Origin of the sequence: Sorangium sp. So ce128 (assembly GCF_051525245.1) — a bacterium.
Lineage (GTDB): Bacteria > Myxococcota_A > Polyangia > Polyangiales > Polyangiaceae > Sorangium > Sorangium cellulosum_B.
Genome location: NZ_CP150313.1, coordinates 12,565,329 through 12,585,937, shown reverse-complemented (window position 1 = coordinate 12,585,937; position 20,609 = coordinate 12,565,329). Strand labels below are relative to the sequence as shown.

At 73.1% G+C, this 20,609-nt stretch carries 19 protein-coding genes; 7 read left to right on the top strand and 12 right to left on the bottom strand.

Features of this window, described 5'->3' with window-relative positions; genetic code table 11:
- Window positions 1-58 precede the first annotated feature (58 nt).
- Together WME82_RS47650 and WME82_RS47645 are read right to left on the bottom strand one after the other, a co-directional pair.
- Window positions 59-1,708, bottom strand: a complete 1,650-nt coding sequence (locus tag WME82_RS47650) for a 5'-nucleotidase C-terminal domain-containing protein (protein WP_438040739.1) — start codon at window positions 1,706-1,708, stop codon at window positions 59-61.
- A gap of 40 nt (window positions 1,709-1,748) precedes the next feature.
- The gene (locus WME82_RS47645; RefSeq protein WP_437855249.1) at window positions 1,749-2,642 is read right to left on the bottom strand and encodes a LysR family transcriptional regulator; all 894 of its coding nucleotides are present in this window, start codon (window positions 2,640-2,642) and stop codon (window positions 1,749-1,751) included.
- A 65-nt stretch (window positions 2,643-2,707) separates the two neighbouring features.
- On the opposite strand from WME82_RS47645, the gene WME82_RS47640 reads away from it, so the two are divergent.
- The gene (locus WME82_RS47640) at window positions 2,708-3,652 is read left to right on the top strand and encodes an MBL fold metallo-hydrolase (RefSeq protein WP_438040738.1); all 945 of its coding nucleotides are present in this window, start codon (window positions 2,708-2,710) and stop codon (window positions 3,650-3,652) included.
- 24 nt (window positions 3,653-3,676) lie between these two features.
- Here the strand turns inward: WME82_RS47640 and WME82_RS47635 are convergent, their stop codons facing one another.
- On the bottom strand, window positions 3,677-4,540 hold the full coding sequence (locus tag WME82_RS47635; protein ID WP_438040737.1) for a LysR family transcriptional regulator: 864 nt from the start codon (window positions 4,538-4,540) through the stop codon (window positions 3,677-3,679).
- A 287-nt stretch (window positions 4,541-4,827) separates the two neighbouring features.
- Between WME82_RS47635 and WME82_RS47630 the strand changes: the two genes are divergently transcribed.
- The gene (locus WME82_RS47630; protein WP_438040736.1) at window positions 4,828-5,412 is read left to right on the top strand and encodes a hypothetical protein; all 585 of its coding nucleotides are present in this window, start codon (window positions 4,828-4,830) and stop codon (window positions 5,410-5,412) included.
- Window positions 5,399-6,205 (top strand): hypothetical protein, encoded by an 807-nt coding sequence (locus WME82_RS47625; protein WP_438040735.1) that lies wholly within the window; start codon window positions 5,399-5,401, stop codon window positions 6,203-6,205. Before WME82_RS47630 ends, WME82_RS47625 begins: the two co-directional genes overlap by 14 nt.
- A 317-nt stretch (window positions 6,206-6,522) precedes the next feature.
- Here WME82_RS47625 and WME82_RS47620 read toward each other — a convergent pair whose 3' ends face one another.
- Window positions 6,523-7,167 carry a glutathione S-transferase N-terminal domain-containing protein gene (locus WME82_RS47620; protein WP_437743059.1) on the bottom strand — a complete coding sequence of 215 codons (645 nt, stop codon included), beginning with the start codon at window positions 7,165-7,167 and terminating at the stop codon, window positions 6,523-6,525.
- Window positions 7,168-7,552: 385 nt separating this feature from the next.
- Here WME82_RS47620 and WME82_RS47615 point away from each other — a divergent pair, with 385 nt between their 5' ends.
- A complete protein-coding gene (locus WME82_RS47615) occupies window positions 7,553-9,712 on the top strand; it encodes a cytochrome C peroxidase (protein WP_438040734.1) in 2,160 nt (719 codons plus the stop codon).
- 88 nt (window positions 9,713-9,800) lie between these two features.
- Here the strand turns inward: WME82_RS47615 and WME82_RS47610 are convergent, their stop codons facing one another.
- Window positions 9,801-10,763, bottom strand: a complete 963-nt coding sequence (locus WME82_RS47610; RefSeq protein WP_438040733.1) for a hypothetical protein — start codon at window positions 10,761-10,763, stop codon at window positions 9,801-9,803.
- Between the two features lie 162 nt (window positions 10,764-10,925).
- Window positions 10,926-11,666 carry an SDR family NAD(P)-dependent oxidoreductase gene (locus WME82_RS47605; protein ID WP_437914011.1) on the bottom strand — a complete coding sequence of 247 codons (741 nt, stop codon included), beginning with the start codon at window positions 11,664-11,666 and terminating at the stop codon, window positions 10,926-10,928.
- A gap of 108 nt (window positions 11,667-11,774) precedes the next feature.
- Between WME82_RS47605 and WME82_RS47600 the strand changes: the two genes are divergently transcribed.
- Complete coding sequence (locus tag WME82_RS47600; protein WP_438045005.1) at window positions 11,775-12,392, top strand: TetR/AcrR family transcriptional regulator; 618 nt, start codon at window positions 11,775-11,777, stop codon at window positions 12,390-12,392.
- Window positions 12,393-12,426: 34 nt separating this feature from the next.
- Here the strand turns inward: WME82_RS47600 and WME82_RS47595 are convergent, their stop codons facing one another.
- The gene (locus tag WME82_RS47595) at window positions 12,427-13,152 is read right to left on the bottom strand and encodes an SDR family oxidoreductase (RefSeq protein ID WP_438040732.1); all 726 of its coding nucleotides are present in this window, start codon (window positions 13,150-13,152) and stop codon (window positions 12,427-12,429) included.
- A 227-nt stretch (window positions 13,153-13,379) separates the two neighbouring features.
- On the opposite strand from WME82_RS47595, the gene WME82_RS47590 reads away from it, so the two are divergent.
- Together WME82_RS47590 and WME82_RS47585 are read left to right on the top strand one after the other, a co-directional pair.
- Window positions 13,380-14,531, top strand: a complete 1,152-nt coding sequence (locus WME82_RS47590) for a methionine aminotransferase (RefSeq protein WP_438040731.1) — start codon at window positions 13,380-13,382, stop codon at window positions 14,529-14,531.
- A gap of 101 nt (window positions 14,532-14,632) precedes the next feature.
- A complete protein-coding gene (locus WME82_RS47585; RefSeq protein WP_438040730.1) occupies window positions 14,633-15,757 on the top strand; it encodes an acyl-CoA dehydrogenase family protein in 1,125 nt (374 codons plus the stop codon).
- 63 nt (window positions 15,758-15,820) lie between these two features.
- Here WME82_RS47585 and WME82_RS47580 read toward each other — a convergent pair whose 3' ends face one another.
- The 5 genes from WME82_RS47580 to WME82_RS47560 all read right to left on the bottom strand — a co-directional run bounded on the left by WME82_RS47580 (window position 15,821) and on the right by WME82_RS47560 (window position 20,029).
- Window positions 15,821-16,177, bottom strand: coding sequence for a response regulator (locus WME82_RS47580; protein WP_437743048.1), 357 nt, complete (start codon window positions 16,175-16,177; stop codon window positions 15,821-15,823).
- An 88-nt stretch (window positions 16,178-16,265) separates the two neighbouring features.
- Window positions 16,266-17,000 (bottom strand): response regulator, encoded by a 735-nt coding sequence (locus WME82_RS47575; RefSeq protein ID WP_438040729.1) that lies wholly within the window; start codon window positions 16,998-17,000, stop codon window positions 16,266-16,268.
- A gap of 30 nt (window positions 17,001-17,030) precedes the next feature.
- Window positions 17,031-18,611, bottom strand: coding sequence for a sensor histidine kinase (locus WME82_RS47570; RefSeq protein WP_438040728.1), 1,581 nt, complete (start codon window positions 18,609-18,611; stop codon window positions 17,031-17,033).
- Window positions 18,612-18,636: 25 nt separating this feature from the next.
- Window positions 18,637-19,371 carry a sensor histidine kinase gene (locus WME82_RS47565; RefSeq protein WP_438040727.1) on the bottom strand — a complete coding sequence of 245 codons (735 nt, stop codon included), beginning with the start codon at window positions 19,369-19,371 and terminating at the stop codon, window positions 18,637-18,639.
- A 46-nt stretch (window positions 19,372-19,417) separates the two neighbouring features.
- Window positions 19,418-20,029 (bottom strand): response regulator transcription factor, encoded by a 612-nt coding sequence (locus WME82_RS47560; RefSeq protein WP_438040726.1) that lies wholly within the window; start codon window positions 20,027-20,029, stop codon window positions 19,418-19,420.
- Between the last annotated feature and the right edge of the window lie 580 nt (window positions 20,030-20,609).

Below are 20,609 nucleotides of genomic sequence, written 5' to 3'. Positions count from 1 at the left end.
GACGGCCTGCGCCGCTCGCGGTGAGCTGATCCGCCTATAACCTATAAAAAGAGACCCCTCACGGGTCGGATCGATCGCGTCCCCCCGCGCCCGCGGGCAACGGGGAGGACAGCGCGTCGACCTCGCCGCGCGTCACGCGCTTGTCGCCGTCGCGGTCGAGCGCCTTCATCATCTCGCCGACGACCACCTCGGACGGCGTCTCGGAGCTCGCCCTCGACGCGGCGGCCCTGAGCTCCTCGGCCGAGACGCGGCCGTCCCCGTCGGCGTCGATCGCCTCGAACGCCCCCAGCTGGCGGACGAGGTCCGCGGCGAACGACTCCACAAGGACGAGCTTCGGATCGCGCCCGCTGTCCGCCGGCGGCACCTTCTCCGGGCGCTCCTGAGCGAAGCGGACAAGCGGCGCGATGTCATCCATGCCGCCGAGGAGCCCGCGCGGGAGGGCGATCCGGTACTCGCGCTCGTCGACCAGCGGGAGGCCGTCGATCGCGCTCAGGACGCCTCGGGCGTCCGTCGCCATCCGGTCGTCGATCTGGAGGTAACCGCCGTGCTGGGCGGGGGCGCGCGACCGCGACGCGGCGACGGCCTCGCGGACGACGCGGCCAGGCAGGAGGGTCACGACCACCTCGTTGCTGAAGGGCACCTCGGCCTTGAGATCCCCGTAGGTGAAGCGCTCCCGGTACGCGCGACCGCCGCGGATGCCGCCGCCGTTGAAGAGGCCCCCGTCCGCCCCGAAGGCGTCGCGGATCCGCGAGCAGAGCAGCGCGCCGAGCGACGTCTGCTGGACCCGCGTCCCGACGGACGAGAGCTCGCTCCCCGGCGGGAGCCGGAGGAGGGTGGCCGCGTCGAGGTCGCGCACGATCTGCATGTGGCGGTCGACGCGCGCGCGCATCGCCGGATCCTCGGGGTGGGCGCCGACCTCCTCGATCCGGACGGTGACCGCGGGCAGGTCGGGCACCCCGGCCGGCGGCGCCATGGCCGGCCACACGAGGTCGACGATGGCGGCGCTCTCCGCGTCCGTGCCGGCCTTCACGACCCAGCAGCCGTCCACGTCGTCGAGGATCACCTCGTGCTCGTGGCCGCCGAGGATCACGGGAAAGCGCGGATCGCGCTGCGCCCGCGCGAGCTCGAGGTCCTGGTCGCGGCTCTGGTGCGTGATCGGGATCACGCACGCGCACCCCTCGTCGCGGAGGAGCCGGCGGGTCCAGCGGAGGGCCGCCTCGTTCGCCGGCTCGATGTCGATCCCCCCGAACGCATCCCGCCGGTACAGGCCCTTCACGTGCACGAGCAGGCCGAGGAGGCCGATCCGGACAGTCCGCCCGCCGGGGCTCGAGACGTCGAGGATCTCGTGTGTCGGCAGCGCCGGGGCGAACGAGGGCATGTTGGTGTTGAGCCACGTGCCCTGGAACTCCTGCACCCGCGCCCTGAGCTCCGGCAGCTCGACGTCGGCCTCGTGGTTGCCGAAGATGGTGTGGGTGATCGGCAGCGCGTTCATGCAGTCGACCATGCCCCTGCCGTGATCGAGGCTCGACAGCAGGCTCGGCGCGAGGAAGTCGCCGGCCATCACCGCGATGGAGCGATCCGCGGGCCCGGCGGTGTGGCGCCGCACGAGGGTCGCGAGGCGCGGCAGGTTGTCGAGCAGGTACACGTCGTTCACGCAGACGATCCGCAGAGAGGGGCCTCTTGGCAGGGCGTGTGCGGCGGCGGTCATGGCCATCGAACATAGCCCAGCCCGCGGGCGCGCGACGCCGTCAGCGCCGAGCGCCCCTCGCCTTCGGCGGGCGCCACGCGCGCAGGCTCTCCGCGAGCGGCTCGAGCACCGCGCGCACCCGCGGAATGGCGCGGGCGCTGCGCGGGCAGAGCAGCACGAGCGAGCGTCGCGCGGGCGGCAGGTCCACCTTCAGCTCCACGAGCGGCGGGTCCCTCCGGAAGTGCGGGTGCTCGCGCGCGAGCATCATCGCGCCGAGCCCCAGCTCGCACGCGCGGATCTGAACGAGGTAGTCGTCGGACGCGAACGACGGGCGCCACCCCGGGATCAGGCGGCCGAGCGCGCTGTTCGGTGAGAGGTCGTCGAGCGGCGGCGCCCAGCCGATCCACGCGAGCTCCGCGGGATCGGCCTTGCCCGCCGCCCGCGCCGCGTACGGCTCCGACGCGAAGGCGCGCAGCTCGATGTCGACCGAGGCGACGCTGTCCTCGTCGGCGGGGACGCCCAGCCGCAGCGCCAGATCCGCCTCCCGCCTCGTCAGGTCGAGCGGGCGCACCGTGGACACGACGTGCAGCTCGATCGCCGGCGCGCGCCGCGAGAAGGCCGCCGCGAACGGGACGAGGAAGCCGTGCGCGATGCCGGGGGGCGCCGTCACCCGGACCACGCCCGTGGGCGCGTGTCGCCGCTCCGCCGCGCGGGTCAGCTCGGCCGCCCAGTCGGCCATCCGCTGCGCGGGCTCGACGAGGCCGGCCCCGTACGCCGTCAGCGCCGTGCCGGCCACGCCGCGGTCGAAGAGGGGCTCACCGAGGAGCGCCTCCAGCTCCGCCAGCCGCCGGCTCACCGTGGGCTGGGTCATCTGCAGCTTGCGCGCGGCGGCGCTCAGGCTGCCTGCCTCCGCCACCGCGAGGAACAGCCGCGCGTCGTCCCACGAGATATCCATCTGCGTATGACTACATGCGACTTTCGCGGGTTATCCATTCATTTTTCGGAGAACACACTGGCGGCATGTCCAGACACACCTTTCGCTTCGTATCCCGCGCTCTCCTCGCCTCCGCGCTCCTGCTCGGCGCGTGCGCCGAGCCGCTCCCCGCGCCCAAGGACCCACCGGCGTCGACGCACGGCGCGAAGAGGGCCGCACTCGGCACGCCGATCCGGCTGCAGGTGATGGAGGCGCTCCTCGAAGAGGCGGGCCCCGTCACCGTCGAGACCGTCGTCAGCGCGCGGTGGGAGACCAGCCGCGCCGGGCTCATCAACCTGGCCCACGAGCGCGCCGCCGGCCTCACCGACGGCCTCGAGCCGGTCGACATCACCTTTCACGCGCTCGCGCACCCGGCCCGGGGCCTGTACCTCATCGACACCGGCGCGTCGCAGGCGCTCGCGGCGAGCGACCATCCCCTCCGCACCGGCCCTGTCGGACAGGCGCTCAACTTCGGCGCCTTGCGGGTGGAGGTCAGCCTCGGCGCCTTTCGCGGCGAGCGGGCGCTGGCCGGCGTGCTCCTCACGCACCTGCACCTTGACCACGTGCTCGGCCTGCCCGACGTCGCGCGCGACGTCCCGATCTTCGTCGGCCCCGGCGAGTCCACGTTCGAGAGCCCGTTCCATGCGCTCACCCAGTCCACCGTGGACCAGCTCCTCGAGGGCCGCGCGCCCCTCGAAGAGTGGGCCTTCGGCGGCGAGGGCGTGATCGACGTGCTCGGCGACGCCTCGCTCTTCGCGCTCTCGGCGCCGGGGCACACGCCGGGCTCGGTCGCCTACGTCGCGCGGACGCCCGAGGGCCCGGTGCTCTTCACCGGCGATGTGTGCCACACGGCCTGGGGCTGGCGGAACGACGTCGAGCCCGGGAATTTCTCGTCCGACCCCGCCGGGAGCGCCGAGAGCCTCGCCTTTCTCCGCGCCCTCGCCGCCCGCCACCCGTCGATGCAGGTGCGCCTCGGGCACCAGTCGCTGTGAGCGTCGACCCCTCCCGGCGGGCGCTCATCCATCGGAGGCGAGCTCCTTCTGGAGGTGCCGCTCCAGCCGCTCCAGCACCTGGCGCGCCACGCGCCGGAGCCGCCGGGGGTAGACGACGACGAGGGGCGGGCTCGGCAGCGGGAGCCTGGGCAGGAGCCGGATCAGGCGCCCCTCCTGGACCCGGCGCGCGACCAGCCAGCGCGGGAGCACGCTCACGCCGAGCCCTGCCTCCACCGCCCTGAGGTTCGTCTCGATGTCGTCGGTCGTGAGCCTGACGGTGAGCCCCAGCTTCTCGAGCTCGCGCACGCCGCCGCTCGCCACGACCCGCTCCGCGGCGAGCTCCGACATGGATGTCGGCGCCGGCTTGCCCGCGAACAGGCCGGCGCTGCCGACGAGCCACTGGGGCGAGGTCCCCAGCGTTCGCTCGATGAACGACGGCTCGCTGCGGACGCCGACGCGAAGCGCGAAATCGAACGCTCCTGCCACGAGGTCGACCCGCTGATCGGTGAGCGCGGCGTCCACGACGAGCCCCGGCGATTCATGCATGATCCGCACGAGCTCCGGCAAGAGGAGCCGGCGGCCGAGCGCCCCGGGCGCCGAGAGCTTCACGCGGCCCGCGAGGTCCCCGAAGCCGGCGGCGGCGCGGAGCTCCGCGTCCTCGAGCGCGCGCACGTGCTCCTCGATCTGCTCGTAGTACGCGCGCCCCTCCAGGGTGAGCGCGACGCGCCGGGTGGTGCGCTCGAACAGCCGCAGCCCCAGCCGCGACTCCAGATCGGCGATCCCGCGGCTCGCGGCCGATTGCGTCATGGAGAGCTCGCGCGCCGCCCGCGAGAAGCTGCCGCTGTCCGCCACCTTGCAGAACACGCGCAGCGCGAGGAACCGATCCATGGCTCAATTTATTCTGAATTGAAATAACTGTAAGCCGCATTCTATCGCTACCGGCATGAACGGGCGCTGACCATCCTGCGTGCATGCTCGTACGCCACACGTTCGATGGGCCGAGGCGGGGCCGTCTGCTCCGCCTCCTCGCGTTCTTGAGCGCGCTGCTGCCGCCTCTGGGCGCCCGCGCAGCCGATGCCACGGGGGCATCCCCGCCGCCGGAGGTCGCGCCACGCGGCGCCGATTCCGCGGGTCCGGGGCCCGCGGAGGCTCGCCTCGTCCTTGGATCACGCCTCGTGGGCAGGGACACGGGCGGCGGCCTGGAGCTCGACGGCCGCGTGCGCCTCGCGGGTGGGACGCAGCTCGGAGCCGCTGCCTCCTTCTGGGCCCTCGAGCGAGCGTACATGGGGGGGCGAACGGTGACAGGCGCGAGCGGCGCCTCGGGCGCTGCGGTCTTCCTGATGCCGCTCGTGACGCACGGCCCGCTCGAGCTCGATCTGCGCCTCAAGACGGGGTTCCTGGCGCTCCGGGATGTCGGAGGCGGCGACGGGGGAGGCGGCGACGCGCCCGCGTCGGCGCTCCGGCACATCGACGAGCTATCGATGGTCGCTCACGTCGCGCTCGGCGAGGCGTGGCTGCTCCGCGCCGGGGCCGCCGTCGGCTTCGAGCTGGAGCTCGATCCCACCACGGAGCTGGCCGACCTGGCGCAGGTCCTGACGGCGGGCGCCGGCTACGCCGTGTCCGAGCACGTTCTCCTCACCCTCGACGCCAGCGCGGGAGGCAGCTTTGGATTCAACGGCGACAACGGCAAGTTCCTGCTCGAGGGCGCCTTCGGAGCGCGCTTCGCTTTCGGACAAGGAGGCTCCCGTGTCGCTCACTGACCGCCGCGGCCACCGCCTTCACCTCATGACGCTCGCGTCGAGCTCGTGCCTCGCGCTCCTGCTCGGGGCCGCGCGGGCCGACGCGCAGGCTCCGGACGCCGGGTCCGGGGCCGCCGAGCGCGCCGGCGCGGGCGCCTTCGATGCCGGGCCGCCCGGGGCTGCGGATACGCGCGGCGCGCGCCGGCCCGCGCCGGACGTCCCGGTAGGCGGCTTCGTCGACCTCGAGTGGCGCGTGATGGGCCTGGGAGGACACGTGTCGCACGGGCCGGCGTTCGCCGCCGGCGTGACCTTCGCCAACGGCCTGGTGCGCCTCGGCCTGGGTGGGCTCGGGCGGCCAGGGCCCATGAATCCGGCCACCTTCGAGGTCGAGCTACCCGGAGGGCAGACCTACAAGGGGCAACGCACGCTCGAGCTCAAGTCCGACGGATCCATGCTGGGCGCGCACGTCGGGCTCTCGTTCCGGCTGCCCTTCGCGCAAGCGCTGGCGGTCCAGATCCCGATCACGGTCGGCTACGGCGGGTTCGGCTTCTACTTGCAGGGGAACGATCGCAAGACGCCCGACGGGCGCCGCGTGAGCGCGTGGGAGGACGAGCTCTTCGCGGGCAAGGACTCCTCCCTTGGCCTGGTCGTCGATACGGGGCTGCGCCTCGGGTACCAGCCGGACGACGCGCCGTGGTTCAGGCCCTACGTGGGCGCGAGCTTCACGGCGGTCCCCGGCTTCGACACGGTGGTGCGAGACGATTACCTCGGGTTCAGCGGGGTCCTCGGCGTGGAGCTCGGCCACGGCATCTGAGCGGGCGCCGCCCCCGCGTGGATCTCCGCGACGACCTCCCGCAGCGCCGCCGCGGTCGCGTTCCGCGCGAGGGGGGCGAACTGGTCGTGACCTGGCTGTCGATCCAGCCGAGGACCTCGGTGCAATGGCCCTCGGGGACGAAGGCGCGCACCAGGTCCCCGGGCCTCCTCCGGGCGAGGTGGCGCAAGGTGATGTCGGCGTCTCCCATGCGTGGCGTCCCCGGCAGATCGCATGCCAGGGAGGAGGAGGCCGAAATCACGGGCTTCCCGCATGAGGTATGCGCGTCGGTCGGGTGGCGGCGCCATGGCGGGCTGCGCTCAGGGGTCGAACCGGTAGGTGGTCTCGCCGGCGGACGCCCGCGCCGCGAACTCTCGACAGAAGCCGTTCAGCGCCGGATAGGGCTCTGTCGGCAGGACGCGCCGGAACTCCAGATGCGTGACGAGGCAGAACAGCGCGACCTCCAGGTAGCTCAGATCCCGGTCCGACGGGAGCGCGGCGAGCGCGTGACTCGCGTTGTCCTCCAGCCATGACATGGTGTCGACAAGGCTCTTTCGCTGCTTGGCGTGGTGCGCGCTTCCGTCGCCGGCCCCGGCGGCGCCGGCCATGATCAGCGCGACCTCCGTCGCCATCGCATGAACGACGAGCTCCTGGGCGTTCGCGAGAAGGGGTTGGTCGAGGTCCTCCGGCCATACCGTGCGCACCGCGCGCTTCGACTGCCGCGACAGCTCGCGGCAGATATTGAGCGCGCCGAACCACACCCCATGGCGCGTCCGGAGAGCCGGCATCTTGAGCGCGGGGTTGCCCCCGTAGTCCGCCGCGTTGGACGACATGAGGTCCCGCACGACCTCGAGCGAACAGTCGACCCCCATCTCCGCGGCGAAGATCCGCGTGACCCGCGTGAAGTGCGAGCTGGAACGACCGACGATGACGGGCTTGACCAGCTCTCCTAGAGCATCTGACATGCTAGCTTCTCCGATCCGGGAACCGTTCTGTGTCGATGCGGGTCCGACGCGTGGAGCGCCTTGAGCTCCAACCCTGCCCCGTCGTGCCGCTCCCACACATCGTGGAGAGGCAGCGTACCGGACGTCGAACCCGCGCTGTCAAGCGTCCCAGGCAGCATCCCAATCGGTCCCCCAGGTCCCCGAATCCAGGATCTCCGCGCGCTCACCTGCTCTACCGAACGCGCTTCCTAGCAGCGATCTCGCCGGCCTCCGGCCCATCCGCGAGAGCAGGCCGGCTCACCCCCGCCTGTCCGGCGCTCCAGCCCAGCCAGGCCAGGCCAGGCGAGCGACGACCCCGCGGCGACGCCTCGGTCACACTCTCGCCCGCCGGGCCGATGGTCCGGGCATGAGAGCCGCCGCTCCGACCGCCCTCGCCCTCCTCGCCCTCGCCTGCGCCCCCTCCCCGCGCGACCCGGCCCCGGCGCCGCCGCCCAGCCCCCCTGCCGCGGCGGAGGCGCCGCCGCCGCCCCTCTGCGCCCGGCGCGCGGCGGGCACCGCGCCCGCGCCCCTCGACGCGACCCACGCCGGCTCCGGCGTCGCCCTCGCGGAGCTCGGCGGGCGCACCCTCGCCTTCGTCGCCGACGAGGACGACGCTGCCCTCCACACCGTCGACATCGATGCCCGCGCCGCGCTCGCGCGCACGCCGCTCGCGGGCCGGCCCGCCCAGGTGATCGTGCTGGGCGACGGCCGCGTCGTGGCCTCGCTGCGCGACCGCGCCCTGCTCGAGGTGCTGGAGCCGGTGGGGCCTGCCGCCCCCCTCGAGCGAAGGTGCCTGGTGCCCGTGGCGAGCGAGCCGGTGGGCCTCGCGATGACGCCGGACCGCGCCACGCTGCTCGTCGCGAGCCGCTGGGGCCACGCGCTCACCAGCCTCGCGACCGCCGACCTCCGGCGCACCGGGGAGCTCCCGCTCGCCCGGGATCCCAGCGCGGTCGTCGCGTCGAGCGACGGCCGGCGCGCGTTCGTCTCCCACGCGGTCGGCGGCCGCATCAGCGTCGTGACGCTCGGCGAAGGCGGCGCGCCGACCGGCGCGCGGGAGCTGTCGACCGACGGGGTGGAGCGGCGCGCCCCGAGATCGACGTCGAAGCTCGCCAAGCCTTTCCCCCGCAGCTCGAGCGGGCCCTCGCGGAAAGTGCCCTTCGATTTCGAGGACGGGACGCCGTTCCTGATGCGCCGCCCGACGGTGAACGTGGATCGCCGCGGCTCCCAGGGCTTCGCGCTGGCGCGCGCGGCGAGCGGCGCGGTCTTCGCGCCCATCGCGCTCGTCGATCCGGGGCCCGCGACGGGCGGCGGCGGTTACGGCAGCGCGCTCGTCCACACAGTGATCGAGCACATCGCGGTCGTCGACGCGATGGGCGAACGAGCGGACGTCCCGCCGGTCTCGGCCCACCTCGGGCTCCGCGGCTGCCGGCTCCCGCGGGCGGCAGCGATCGAGCCCGGGGACGAGGTCCTGCTCGTCGCGTGCCTCGGCCACGACGAGGTGATCGCCTACGACGCCCGCGCCCAGATCCCCGGCAAACCGCCGCGGCCCGGATCGGTGCGGGATCGCGAGCTCTTCCGCGCCCGCGTGGGCGCCGGGCCCACCGCCATCGCCGTCGACGGCGCGCGCCGGCGCGCCGTGGTCTTCTCCCGGTTCGACGGCGCGCTGACGATCCTTCCCGCCGCGCGCGACCCGGGGCCGACCGCGATCGGCGCCGTCGGCAAGGAGCTCGCGGGTGAGCTGCCGGTCATCACCCTGCCACGCGCGTCGCGCCTCGACGAGCAGGGCGCGGAGGGCCAGCGGCTCTTCCACGCGGCCGGCGGCCGTCGCGTCGCGTTCGACGGCCGCGCCTGCGCCAGCTGCCACCCCGACGGCCGCGACGACGCGCTCACCTGGTCGACGCCGGAGGGCCCGCGCCAGACGCCGATGCTCATGGGGCGGCTCGACGGCACCGCGCCGTACGGCTGGGAGGGCGGCAAGAAAGACCTGGCGAGCCACTTCGCCCGCACCATGTCCCGGCTCGCGGGCACCGGCCTGGGCGCGAAGGAGCGCGACGCCATCTTCGCGTACCTCCGCGGCATGGATCCGCCCGCCGAGGCGGCGGTCCTCACGGCCGAGGAGCGCGCCGCGCTCGTGGCGGCGCCGGCCGGCGCCGCAGAAGCGGCAGCCGCAGAGCCGGCAGCCGCAGAGCCGGCAGCCGCGGCGGCCGGCGCCCGCGCGGCCCTCGCCGCGCGCGGCGAGGAGGTCTTCCACGCCAGCGAGGCGGGCTGCTCGAGCTGCCATGTCGGCGACGAGCTGACCACCGACGGCGCGCGGCACGACGTGCGGAGCGCGACGCGCTTCGAGACGGAGCGCTCCTTCGAGACACCCTCGCTGCGCTTCGTCGGCCGGTCCGCGCCGTACTACCACGACGGCCGCTACCCGACGCTGCTCGCGCTGGTCGAGGGGGTGGACGGCTCCATGGGCCACACGGCCCACCTGTCGGCCGGGGATCGGCGCGCCCTGGTCGCTTACCTGGAGTCGCTCTGAGGGTGGCGCGGCCGGCCTGATACGCGTCGTCCCGAGCGGGGCGACGCTCGACGGCCACGCGCCCGGTCTCCACGCCTCTCGCGGGAGCTCACGAGCGGCGAATCGGCTCCGCGAGCCAGCGAACCAGCGCCTCGCCCTCGAGATCGAGCAAGGCATCCGTGACCTCACCCGGGCCGTTCGCGCGGGCTCGCTCGAGGATCGAACGCGCTTCGTCAGCCGTCGGCCGTCGCCCGATCCGCCGCGCGAAGAGGCGGCCGAGCAGCTCTGCAATCGCCTCCTGCGCTCGTTCTTCGCCACGAAGCTCGCCTCGCTGCTCGCCCCGCAGCTCGCCTCGTCGCTCGGCCTCGATGATCATCTCTCCGATGATCGGCGTGCGCCGGAGCAGCCCCTCTTCCTTGTCCTCCACCATGTCGACGAGCTCCTTCCGCAGATTATGCCCCCAGGGATCGATGGCGGCCATCACCAGGAGCGCCGTGTACAGCTCGGCCCGCTCCGCCGCGGCCTTTGCCCCCGCGTGGATCTCTGCGACGACCTCCCGCAGCGCCGCCGCGGTCGCGTCCCGCGCGAGGGGGGTGAACACCAGCCAGAGCACGCTGCCGCGCGCCCGGAGCTCCGCGACCGTGCGCTGGTAGACGGCGTCCACGCGGAAGTGCGTCCCGCTGAACGGCCGACCCGGCCACGTGGTGCAGCGCTGGCCCGTCGCGCGCAAGCGCCGCTTCCTGCCCGAGAGGACCACGACGACGCTCTCGATCGGCGGCACAGGCTCACCGGGGGCTTCGAGGCGGAGCGCGGCGAAGAGGAAGCCGAGGTATTCGAGGACGCGATCCGGTATGTCGTCACGGAGCGCAAAGCAGAACTCGACATGCAGCACCCGCGGCTCGCCGTCGACCTGCAGGCGCAGCGCCTTGTCGAGGCGGCGCTCGATGTTCGTGACCTGGCTGTCCACCCAGCCGACGACCTCGGTGCGCTGGCCCTCCGGGACGAAGGCGCGCGCCAGGTCCCCGGGGCGCCTACGGGCGAGGTGGCGCAAGGTGATGTCCGCGTCTCCCATGCATGGCACCCACGGCAGATCGCGTGCCAGCGAGGAGAAGGCCGAACTACGGGATACCCGCGTGAGTCATGCACATCGGGCGGGTGGCGGCGCCATGGCGGGCTGCGCTCGGAGTCAACGATGGCCGCGCGACCGGCGCCCAGCGCGGGCCGCGCGGCCCCCTCAGGCCGTGAACCCGCCGTCGATGGTGATCGTCGCTCCGGTGATGAAGCGCCCGCCTTCGCCGGCAAGGTGAGCGACCGTGGCGGCGATGTCGTCGGTGCTGCCGTAGTGACCGAGCGCGAGCATGCTCCGCTGCATGTCCGCTCCAGCGCCGTTGGCCGGGTTCATGTCCGTGTCGATCGGGCCGGGCTGGATGAGGTTGGCGGTGATGCCGCGCGGCCCGAGATCGCGGGCGAGGCCCTTCGTGAGGCCGACCAGCGCGGTCTTGCTCATGGAGTACAGCGTGATTCCCGGCCCCGGCACCCGGTCGGCGAGGCAGCTGCCGATGCTGACGATGCGCCCGCCAGCGCCCATGTGCCGCGCCGCGGCCTGCGAGGCGAGGAAGACGCCCCGCACATGGATCCCCAGCGTCTTGTCCAGGTCCGCGAGCGTCACCGCCTCGAGCGGCGCCATGATGGCGACACCGGCGTTGTTGACGAGGATGTCCAGCCTGCCGAGCTCGGCCACCGTCCGCTCGACGGCGGCGACGATCGCAGCCGGATCCGCGGTGTCCGCCGCGATCGCCATCCCCCGCCGACCCGCCGCCTCGACGTCGGCGATGACCGAGCGCCCCTTGTCCGCGGCGCTCACGTACGTCAGCGCCACATCCGCCCCGCCCCGCGCCAGCCGCTTGACGATCGCCGCGCCAATTCCACGGCTGCCCCCGGTCACCAGCGCCACCTTGCCTGCAAACTCCGCCATCGCAACCTCTTTTCTGTACAGATCGATACAGAATATATACGTTGTCCCGTGACCGGTGGTCAATCGGTTTTTTATCGATCGTCACAGAAATACAGAAAGGTCTCGATGATGGTCGGACGGGGTCGCCCTCGCAGCTTCGATCGGGACGCCGCCTTGCGGCGGGCGATGGAGGTGTTCTGGGAGCGGGGCTACGAGGGCACCTCGCTCAGCGATCTCACGGCCGCGATGGGCATCAACTCGCCGAGCCTCTACGCCGCGTTCGGCTGCAAGGAGGCGCTGTTTCGCGAGGCCGTGGCGCTCTACAGCGAGGTCGAGGGCGCGGCGACGAACCGGGCCATGAGCGACGAGCCGACGGCGCGCAGGGCGGTCGAGGCGATGCTGCGCGGCAACGTGGAGGGGTACGCGACGCCGGGCAAGCCGAGCGGCTGCATGATCGTGCTCGCCGCGACGCTCGGCACGCCGGAGAACGAGCGCGTGCGCGCCTACCTCGCCGGGTGCCGGCGGGCGGCGCTCGACGCGCTCCGGAGCCGGCTGGATCGCGGCGTCGCCGAGGGCGACGTGCCGGCGGGCACCGACACGGCGGCGCTCGCCGCCTTCTACACCACCGTGCTCCAGGGCCTCTCCCTCCAGGCCCGCGACGGCGCCTCGCGCGAGGCGCTCCAGGCGATCGTCGACTGCGCGATGGCGGCATGGGAGACGCTGGCGAGGCCGCGCGCCGCGGTCTGAGCGCGCGAGGCTGCGCGCGAGGCGAGCCCGCGCGCTACGTGGCTTCGTTCATCGGCCGCATGACGATCTGCACGATGCGCGAGCGATCCCGCGGCAGCGCGGCGAGCACCACGGCCTCGGCCACGTCCTCCGGCGTGGAGAAGCCGCGCATGCGCTCCGAGCCGGCGGTGCGCCCGTCGCCGAGGGCGAAGTGCGTCTCGACGCCGCCCGGACAGACGGCGCTCACCTTGATGTTGTCCTGCCAGAACTCGCGATCGAGCGCCTGGGTCAGGCCCATCTGCGCGAACTTGGAGGCGCAGTAGATGGCCTCGTTCGGATAGCCCTGCAGGCCGGCGACGCTGGCGACGTTGATGATGTGGCCGCCGCCCTGGCGGCGCATGTGGGGGATCACCTCGCGGCAGAACAGCCATGTCCCCTTCACGTTCGTCGCCATGATGCGGTCGTAGTCGTCCTCCGACCACTCGAGGAAGGGCCGGTATCCGCCGATGCCCGCGTTGTTGACGAGGATGTCGACCCGCCCGAGCTGGCGGACGGACTCCTCCACGCACGCGGCGACGGAGGCGGCGCGGGTGACGTCGGCCTCGATCATCAACCCGCGGCCGCCCGCCTCGCGGAGCTCCCGCTCGAGCGCCGCCAGATCGGCCGCGGTGCGCGCCACGCCGACCACGACGGCCCCCTCCCGGCTCAGCGCGAGCGCGCTGGCCTTCCCGATTCCCCTGCTCGCCCCGGTGATGAGCGCGATCTTGTCCTTCAGCCGCACGGTGTCCCCCTCTCTCTCCGCCGCGCGCACAGGAACGGAGCGCCGCCCCCCGCGCCGGCGGCAGGCACGCTATCACGGGCGCGGCGCGCCGGCGCGAAGCCGGTGTCCGGCCTCGGGCGGAGCGCCGGCCTCGAGGCTGGTCTCGGCGGCGGCGGTCGCGGCCCTCGCGCTCCGCGGCGCGCCGCCGGGAAGCACGGCCGGGCTGAAGGGGTGATATAGGACCTGCCATGGCCACGCCCGCGCTCCCATCGAAGCTGCCGTCGACCGGCGTCAGCATCTTCACGGTGATGACGCGGCTCGCGAACGAGCACGGCGCCATCAACCTTTCGCAGGGCTTCCCGGATTTCGACTGCGCGCCGGATCTGGTGGAGGCCGTCGCCCGCCACATGCGCGCGGGCCACAACCAGTATGCCCCCATGCAGGGCGTGCTGGCCTTGCGCGAGGCGCTCGCGATGAAGATCGAGCGGCTCTATGGCCGCCGCTACGACCCGGCGACCGAGATCACGATCACCTCGGGCGCCACCGAGGGCATCTTCAGCACGATCACGGCGTTCGTCCGCCCCGGGGACGAGGTCATCCTGTTCCAGCCCTGCTATGACTCGTACGCGCCGGCCGTGCAGCTGAACGGCGGAACGCCCGTGTTCGTCACGCTCCGCTTTCCGGAGTACCGCGTCGACTGGGACGAGGTGCGGCGCGCGATCACCCCGCGCACGCGGCTCCTGCTCATCAACTCACCGCACAACCCGACCGGAACGATGCTGTCGGCCGACGACATGCGCGAGCTCGGGCGGGTGCTGGAAGGGACCGACGCCCTCGTCGTCGGTGACGAGGTGTACGAGCACATCCTCTTCGACGGGCGCTGGCACGAGAGCCTCGCGCGGTATCCGGAGCTGGCCGACCGCTCCGTGGTCATCAGCTCGTTCGGGAAGACGTACCACACGACCGGCTGGAAGGTGGGCTATTGCGCGGCGCCGCAGGCGCTCTCGGCCGAGATCCAGCGGGTGCACCAGTTCGTGACGTTCGCGGTGAACGGCGCCATCCAGCACGCGTATGCCGAGGTCGTGGCGCGCGATCCGCTCGCCGCCGATCTCGCCCCCTTCTACCAGGCAAAGCGCGACCGGTTCCTGAAGCTCATCGAGGGCTCGCGGCTGCGCCCCCTGCCGTGCGAGGGCACGTATTTCCAGCTCGTTGACTATTCCGAGATCACGACGGAGCGAGACGCCGATTTCGCGCTGCGCCTCCTCCGCGAGCACAGCGTCGCCTCGATCCCGATCTCCCCGTTCCTCTCCGGCGTGGAGCCCGGGCCCGTCCTGCGGTTCTGCTTCGCCAAGCGCGACGAGACGCTGGAGCGCGCGGCCGAGAGGCTGCGCCGGGTCTGATGGCCCGCCGCGGCGGACCTCCGGGGCGCCACCTTCCGTCCACCCGGCGTCGTCGACAGCCGGGCGAACTCAATGCCTCGCAGCCACAGAGGAACGACCTCATGAATGCAGAGAAGAACGACGCATGTCAGGCCCACGAGCTCCTCGCCGAGGCCGAGCGGATCTCGGCGCTCCTCGCCGAGCACGCGGCCCGGCACGACCGGGACGCCACCTTCCCGATCGAGGGGCTGGCCGCCACGATCCGCTCACCGATCAACACAGCGCTGCTCGGCGGGGCCGCCGGCGACGACGCCGCCCGCGCGCCCTGCTCGTGGCTCACCTTCGGCCGCATCGTCGCCATCCTCGCGCGGGGCGACGCGTCGTTCGCCACGGCGTGGCTCATGCACCAGGGCGCCATGTCAGTCTACCGCGCCCTCGCCGACCCCGGCGAGCGGTCGCGCTTCGAGCAGGCGATCCGCCGCGGCGCGTGGGTCGGCAACGCGCTCTCCGAGCCCACCAGCGGCAACATGTTCCTCGTGCCGCGCCAGGTGGCCCAGAAGGCCGAGGGCGGCTATCGCCTGACCGGCGAGAAGCGCTTCGTCACCGGGTGCGAGCACGCGGACTTCTTCTTCACGGCCGCGGTCTGCGACGGCCAGCCCGCGTTCTTCCTCCTCGAGAGGGACGACTCGATCGCCATCGAGCCCGTCTGGGACACGCTCGGCATGCGGGCCACGCGCAGCCAGATCGTCCGCTTCCAGGGCACGCTCCTGCGCGAGTCGCGGCGGCTCGCGGTCGATCCCACGGCGCCCAACCCCATCCCCAACGGCCTCGGCTGGCTCTCCGTTGGCATCGCCGAGGCCGCCATGGCCGCGGCCGTGGCCTACGCCAAGGAGCGGGTCCTGCCGCCGGGCGACCGGCCCATCGCCGAGCTGCAATGGGTGCAGTTCGCCGTGGCCGACATGAGCCTGCGCCTCGAGGCCGCGCGCGCCCTCGCCATGCGCACCGCCGCCGCCCTGGACGCGGGCGACCCGAGCTACGGCCTCCTGCAGCTGCAATCCAAGGTGGTGGCCAACGAGGCCGCGGTGGCCATCGCCACCTCGGCCCTGGAGATCGCCGGCGGCGCCGGGTACATGCGCAGCCGCCCCATCGAGCGCCACCTGCGCGACGCGATGAGCGGCCCCATCATGGCCCTGTCCGGCCCCGCGATCCGCGACATCGTGGGCAAGGCCCTGCTCGGCGTCGCCTGACGCCGCGCGTGCGGCCATCCGCGCGGGCCCGCGCGGCGTCGGAGCGCACGGCGCCGGAGCGCGTCAGCCGAGCAGCTGCCGGATCCGATCGAGCAGATCAGGAAAGCCGATCCCCTTCGAGAGCACCGCGTCCGGCGGGGGCGCATCGCCGAGGGCCTCGTCGCCGCTGCCGCTGATCAGCACCGCCTTCGCGCGCGGCAGGCGCGCCCGCAGCACCGCCACGAGATCGGTGCCGTGGCCGTCGCCGAGGTTCTGATCGAGCAGCGCGAGGTCGTACCGCGCGCCCTCCGCCGCGATCTTCCGCCCGGCCTCGGCGAACGAGCCGGCCTCCTCCACCTGGAAGCCCTCGTCCTCCAGGAGCGTCGCGAGCACGAACCGGGACGACGCGTCGTCGTCGACGAGGAGCACGGTCACGCTCACGCCGACCTCCTCCGCCCGCGCGGCCGGCGCGGTCGCGGCCAGGCAGGGCGCAGCGCCCGCCCCTCCCCCGCGCCATGTCCCGCGGCCCTCAGCACGTCCCCGGGTCGCTCCGGGCGCGCGCGATCGTGTGCATCAGCTCGCGCACCTCGAACGGTTTGTGGAGGCAGGCGTACCCGCCCTGGCTCGTGAACGCGTGGATCATCTCCGGCGTCGCGTGGCCGGTCATCGCGATCACCGTGATCTGGCGGCTCAGCCGCCGGATCTGCTCGTGGGTCCTCACGCCGTCCAGCGACGGCATCCGGAGGTCGAGCACGCACACGTCGACCGCCGCGTCCCGCGCGCGCTGGATGGCCGTGTGCCCGTCGTACACGGCCTCAGCGCGCAGCCCGGCCGCCTTGAGCCCCGCGACGATCGACTCCGCGACCGCGGGGAGATCGTCCACCACGAGCACGCCGCGCGAGGAGAGGGCCCGCGCGATGATCCGCATGAGGTGCTCCATCGAGAAGGGCTTGTAGATGACCGCATAGACGCCCTCGCCGATGCCCTGCTCGATGAGCTGCTCGCGCGCGAAGCCGGTCATCAGCACCACCGTGAGCTCCGGCTGGAGCCGCTTGATCTCCCGGAACGTCGCGACGCCGTCGAGGCCGGGCATCCTCACGTCGCTCAGCACGAGCGCGAAGCGCCGCTGCTTCACGAGCTCGAGCGCGTGCGCCCCGTCCCGCGCCTCGACGACCTCATATCCCTCGAGCTCGAGGTTCGCGGCGAGCGTGGCGCGCATCCCTTCCTCGTCGTCCACCACGAGCACCGGTCCGGTCCCTTGCATCGACGGCCGTCTCCCTCCGCTGTCACGCTGTCACGCGGGCTGCACGGAGGAGTGTACCTCCGGCGCCGCGGCGCGCGGTAACCGGATGGTGAACGTCGTCCCCGCGCCGGGCGCGCTCTCCACCGCGATCGTGCCGCCGTGCAGACGGACGATCCCGGCGGTGATGGCGAGCCCGAGGCCCGTCCCCTTCAGCTTCGTGCTGAAGAGCGGCTCGAAGATCTTCGCGAGGTGCTCCTCCTCGATCCCCTCCCCGTTGTCGGCCACCACGAGGCTCACGGCCTCGTCACATACACGTCCAACCACACGCACCCACCCTTCGCGTTCGACCGGGATCGCCTCGGCCGCGTTCTGGATCAGGTTCACGAGCACCTGCCGGAACTGGTCCTTGTCGAGGCTCGGCACCGGCAGCGCCGCCGGCACGAGGTTCTCCAGGCGCACGTGCGCGGGCGGCGCGACGACCGACATGGCGTCGTCCACCAGGGGCGCGAGCGGGCAGGCGGTGCGGCGGAGCCTGCGCTCACGCGCGAAGTCCAGGAGATCGCCGATGATCCGGTTGCACGAGAGCAGCTCCTTCTCCATCAGGCCGAGGAACCGGGCGACGCGCGGCTCCGCGCCGACCTCGGTCCCGGCGAGGCGCTTCTTGAGGTAGTGCGTCGCGTTCCGGATGGCGCCGAGCGGGTTGCGGAGCTCGTGCCCGACGCTCGCCGCGAGCTGCCCTATCGCCGCGAGCCGCTCGACGCGCACGCTCGACGCCTGGGCCTCGCGCAGGCTCTCGGCCATGTGGCGGAGCGCCGTGCCCATGCGCCCGAACTCGTGCTTTCCCAGGTCGGGCAGCGGGTAATCGAGGTCGCCTCCGGCGATGCGCCGCGAGCACTCCGCGAGCGCGCCGAACCCGCGCGCCATCGAGCGCAGGAGCCCGCCGAGGAGGACGACGAGGAGCACGAGCGCCGCGGTCATCAGGGCGATGCTCGCGATCCTGATCCTGGCGCCCGCGCGGCCCGCCTCCTCCGCGTTCCGCGCGACGTCGCGCCGCGCGTCGGCGATGGCCGCGTCGATCTGGGGCACGAACCCCTCCTCGTACTCGGCCTCGGGGCGCTCCACGAACCTCCGGTAGGCCGCCAGATCCCCGGCGCTCGCCATGCGGGACACGTGGTCGACACCCCCGGCGATCGCCGCGAAGCTCGCGCGCATCCGGCGCAGGCGCTCGTCGCCCTCCTGCGCCTCGCGCAGCGCCTCGGGGGCGCGCTCGCCCTCGATCAGCGCCCGCTCGAGCGGCTCCCACGCCCGCTCGAACGGCTCCCGCGCCCGCTCGAGCGGCTCCCGCGCCCGCTCGAGCGCCTCCGCCGCGGCCAGGTCCCGCGCGACGAGCCCGGCCAGGTAGTGGAGCTCCTCGGTGTCGCCGCCGCCGAGGGAGATCTCCGCGGCTTCCCGCATGTAGCGGCCGGCGTGGTTGGCGAGCGTGACATGGCGGGTGAGATCCTCGTACGACAGCTCGGCGCGCCGCTGGAGCCGCGTCATGCTGGCGGACGTGACGTGGAGCGCGCCGGTCGCGAGCAGCACGACGGCCGCGGCCACGGCGAAGATCAGCGAGAGGGCGGCCCGGATGCTCATCGCGGCGCCTCGGCCGCGCGCGCCGTCACAGCCGCTCCTCGGCGCCCGCGCCGGGCGGCTCGGGCGCTAGAGCGAGGGGCAGCTCGATGCAGGCCAGCGTGCCCGAGGGCGCGCCGGGGCCGAGGGTGAGCGCCCCGAAATAGCGGCGCGCCACGCGCCCGGCGATGTTGAGCCCGAGGCCGAGGCGGCCCGGCTTGGTGGTGTAGAACGGGCGCGTGATCGCCTCCCGCTCCTCCTCGGGCACGCCCGTCCCCGCGTCGCCGACCTCGATGCGGTAACGCGCGCCCACCACGCTCCCGCGCAGCGTGACCACCCCGCCCCCGGGCATCGACTCCGCCGCGTTCTCGACGAGGCACCGGACCGCCAGGGCGAGCTCGGCCGGATCGAGCTCGACCACGCCCTCCGCCGCGTCGACGTCGACGCGGATCCCCGGCTCGGCGATGCGCGCGCAGGCCGCCGCCGTGAGGACACACTCGCGGGCGCTCGCGCTCACCGGCCGCCGCCTGAGGCTCGGGTTCGCGTCGACGGCGCCGTCGACGAGCGCGCTCGCCGCGATCGCCTCCTCGTCGATGACGTCGAGGAACTGCTCCACCCGCGGATCGTCCCGAAAGGCCTGCTCCCGGGCGACCTTGCGCCGGATGAAGAACGCCGCATTGCGGATCGTCCCGAAGCAATTGCGCAGATCGTGGCGCAGCGTGGCCACGATCTCCTCGGCCGTCGCGGTCTGCTCCACCGCGCCGAGCGGATCTCGGCTCGTCATCGTGGGGGATGGCCTCCTCGGGTGCCGCGTTCGCCGCCGCGGTCGATCACTTGAGGATCCGGGCCGGGAGCCCAGCGTCTCCGACCCGCACCGTGTCCAGGTAGCTCGACGCCGCGCGGGAGGACGGGGGCGGGTACGAGCTCACCCGCTCGCGCTGCGAGGACGCCGGCGCGTCCTGGGCCTCCCGCGGCCTGAGCGACGGCGCGGCCCTCCTCGTCTTCGAGGCGGGCGCGGCGGCCTCGCGCGCCGAGGCGGCGCCCGCGCCGGCGTCCGCGGACCGCCGCGCGTGGGCGAGGCGCGCGAGCTCCAGGACGATCCGGGTGACCCGGGCGGGCTCGAACGGCTTGAGGATGACGTAGTGGCGGCCCGCCTCGCCGGAGCGGATGTACTCCTCGTCGCCGGTGATCAGCAGGCAGCTCGTGTAGAACGGCAGGCCGGCGACCCGCTTGAGGAGCTCGTCTCCGTTCATCCCGGGCATCTTGTAGTCGGAGCAGACCACGTGGAACTGGCCTGTCTGCAGCAGCTCGAGCGCCCGGTGGGCGGACGTGCAGGTCTCGACATCGACGTCGTCGTCGAGGATGGCCGCGATGCTGTCCAGCATCCTCCGCTCGTCGTCGACGACGAGCACGCGCAGCCGCTCCTGGGCATACAGGCTCACGATTCTCCTCTTGTGTGCTCGTGCAGTGATCTGGACGCAACCCGGGCGAGCGGCGGCAGGACGCCTCGCGTCATGTCGCGCGCGCTCGGCCCGCGCGCTCCAGGCTGTGCGGTGGCGCCGCACGACACCCATGCTCTCGTGTCGATGCGTTCCAGCCCGGAGCAGCGGCGCAGCAGATTAGGAATCTACACTACTCACCCTTCCCCGGCAACGAAGATTCCTGAACGATTCCTGAGCGGTTCTCCGGCTCGCCGTCGCGGGGCCGTCTTCGCGCGTCTTCGCGCGTCTTCGCGCGTCTTCGTGCTTCCAAGTCACCGTCTTGAAACATTCGATTCACACGAACGATAAGCGCGTCGGCAGTCGGCCGCGCTCGACGCGCATGGATTGCACATCTGCAAGGAGCGGGGAGATCTCGACGCGAAAAGGCGCCATGAGCTGCGACTCTGTGCGAGAGGCATCCATTACAGAGCTGCAATCAGCGCAGGTGGGCGCTCGGCGCCGCTCGCCGGCGGGCAGGCGCGCGGCGCGCGGCCTTCCCGGAAGAGCCGGGCCGCCTCCCGCCTCCTTCTCTGCGACCGGC